We start from the raw sequence: 2243 nt of genomic DNA, 5'->3' as shown, positions 1-2243 counted from the left end.
CTGCACAAGCTGTTTGCACCATTGCTGCTTTCAGCACTTTACTCAAGCGGTTTTAGCCTATTGGTACAGCTTCTTATATCCTATCAATTCAACATCGACACAGCCTGCGTAGAATTGGTTTTTGACGATAGAAGCCAGATTTCCATTGACTTCACCGCCGTTGAAAACGAAGTTGCCGATAACCGCTTCCAGCGGTCAGAGCTGGATTATCTGATCTACAACGACCCGCTTGCTTATGCCGATCTGATTCTGAACAGCAAGCTGAACGTCCTGTTTGAACAAACCGACATACATGGTGTATCCCTCCTTTCTGAGAAGATAAATTCGTTTGTCAGCCCATATCGGCGGCAAGAGCCTGGTCGATGAGCTTTTGCAGCGTCTCCGCCTGCTTCTTTTCCGTGATGGCGCCTACGATGGGGTCACCCACGATATTGCCGTTGCGGTCAACCACATAGGTGGTGGGGTAGGCAAAAATGTTTGTAGTGAACTTTCCCGCCTCGCCGTCGGAAGCGAAATACACATTCTGGTAGGTCACGCCCTTCTTGGCCAGTACATCTTTTGCTTCGGAAATTGCCGCTTCATCGCCATCCAATGTGAAGGTGTTGACACCGATGAGTGCGCCGCCCTTCTTCGCAAGCTCCTTGTTCAGTGCGTCCAGCTCGGAAAGCTCGCCCACGCAGGGATTGCAGGTGGTGAACCAGAAATTCACCACGGTGACGGCGTTGGCGGAGAACAGCTCGTCGCTCTTCACCGTGTTGCCATCCAGGTCCTTGCCCTCAAAGGCGGGGAATTTCTGCATGCTGCCGTCATCAGGCGGCGTGGTCATGTCGCTGCCCGCGGGCACGCTCATAGCGCCATCCGTAGATTGCTGTGCCGCCTCGGGGTACTTTTTCTCTATCATGGTCAGCTTGTTTTCAATCTCGCGGATCTTCTCCGCCGCCTCCTTGAGCAGCTTCAGCTCATCCTCCGTAAACTGATCTTTGGAACCTTCGATGGTGTCCAACAAGAACTCACCATAGTTTTTGTCGTCCTCCTGCATGGTCATGCCCTTGTCGGCCGCCATGAAAACCTTTTCCCAAAGCGCTGTGTCCTCCGAGAGAATGGCATTTTCCTGCGCCATCAGCTCCTTGTGCATGGCAACCGCTTCCTCGGCATTCTTCGGTTCGCTGCTCATTCCGTCCATTTTGTCTCCGCCCTTTGTGCCGCAGGCTGCCAGAGAGAGCACCATCAGTGCAGTAAGCAGCAGCGCCAGAATTCTGCCGGCAGTATTCGTCCTATTCATCTTCATTCGTTTTATTCCTCCCTGTTATTGTTGTTTGTCTGTAGCGTTTCCGCTGCTTTTGCCTTATCTTTACCGTCTCCGAAGCCGTAGCGGAAGCACACGGCTTTCGTCGGACAGGCGCGGATGCACATTCCGCAGCGGATGCACTCGGTATGGTTGGGCGTTTTCGTCACATCCACATCCATCTTGCAGGCTCTGGCGCATTTCCCGCAGGAGACGCACTTATTCTTATCCACCTTCATCTGGAAGAGGGACACCCGGTTGAACAGCGCGTAGAACGCGCCAAGCGGGCAGAGCCACTTGCAGAACGGTCGGTAGAACAGTACGCTCAGCGCAATCACCGACAGCAGGATGCTGAATTTCCATGTAAACAGCTTGCCCAGCGCCGCCCGGATGCCGGAATTGGCAAGGGACAGCGGGATGGCTCCCTCCAGCACGCCTTGGGGGCAGAGGTATTTGCAGAAGAACGGATCTCCCATGCCAACATCGTTCACAAGGAACGCCGGTAGCAGGAAAACCATCACCAGCAGGACAGCGTATTTCAGGTATGTCAGCGGCTTCAGCCTCTTTGTGGAAAGCTTCTTAGTGGGGATTTTGTGCAGCAGCTCCTGAAACCAGCCGAAGGGGCATAGAAAGCCGCAGATAAAGCGCCCCAGCAGCACGCCCAGCAGAATGAGGAAGCCTGTGATATAGTAGGAGAAGCTGAACTTGGAAGACCCCACCACCGCCTGAAACGCCCCGATGGGGCAGGCCCCGGACGCCGCCGGACAGGAGTAGCAGTTCAGCCCCGGCACGCAGACGGTCTTCCCCGTCCCCTGATACAGTCCGCCCTTGAGAAAGTTCGGCAGATGCAGGTTGGTCAGCAGCGTCGCCCCCGCCTGAATCCAGCCCCGGAAGCGGGACATGGTCTGTGAAACGCCTGAAAACTTTTTACCCAATGCCCACACACTCCAGACATAAT

3 protein-coding genes are annotated in these 2243 nt (G+C 54.7%); 1 reads left to right on the top strand and 2 read right to left on the bottom strand.

Annotation, left to right across the window (positions count from 1 at the left end; genetic code table 11):
• The first annotated feature begins 60 nt into the window (after positions 1–60).
• Positions 61–366 (top strand): DUF6061 family protein, encoded by a 306-nt coding sequence (locus JX325_RS18295; protein ID WP_243414130.1) that lies wholly within the window; start codon positions 61–63, stop codon positions 364–366.
• Here JX325_RS18295 and JX325_RS15555 read toward each other — a convergent pair.
• Both JX325_RS15555 and JX325_RS15550 read right to left on the bottom strand, forming a co-directional pair.
• A complete protein-coding gene (locus JX325_RS15555; protein WP_374220646.1) occupies positions 332–1288 on the bottom strand; it encodes a TlpA disulfide reductase family protein in 957 nt (318 codons plus the stop codon). The genes JX325_RS18295 and JX325_RS15555 overlap by 35 nt on opposite strands.
• A gap of 5 nt (positions 1289–1293) precedes the next feature.
• Positions 1294–2187, bottom strand: a complete 894-nt coding sequence (locus tag JX325_RS15550; protein WP_204791965.1) for a 4Fe-4S binding protein — start codon at positions 2185–2187, stop codon at positions 1294–1296.
• Positions 2188–2243: the final 56 nt, after the last annotated feature.

The sequence above is a fragment of the Oscillibacter sp. CU971 genome (assembly GCF_905219725.1).
In the GTDB taxonomy this organism is placed as follows: Bacteria; Bacillota; Clostridia; order Oscillospirales; family Oscillospiraceae; genus Oscillibacter.
The sequence above is the reverse complement of the archived record's forward strand: the minus strand, read 5'-3'. Positions and strand labels throughout refer to the sequence as shown.

Bases quoted from the DNA above. Each gene is read 5' to 3' on its own strand.
- JX325_RS15555 (WP_374220646.1), bottom strand. From the start codon at position 1,288: ATGAAGATGAATAGGACGAATACTGCCGGCAGAATTCTGGCGCTGCTG.
- JX325_RS15550 (WP_204791965.1), bottom strand. From the start codon at position 2,187: ATGTCCCGCTTCCGGGGCTGGATTCAGGCGGGGGCGACGCTGCTGACC.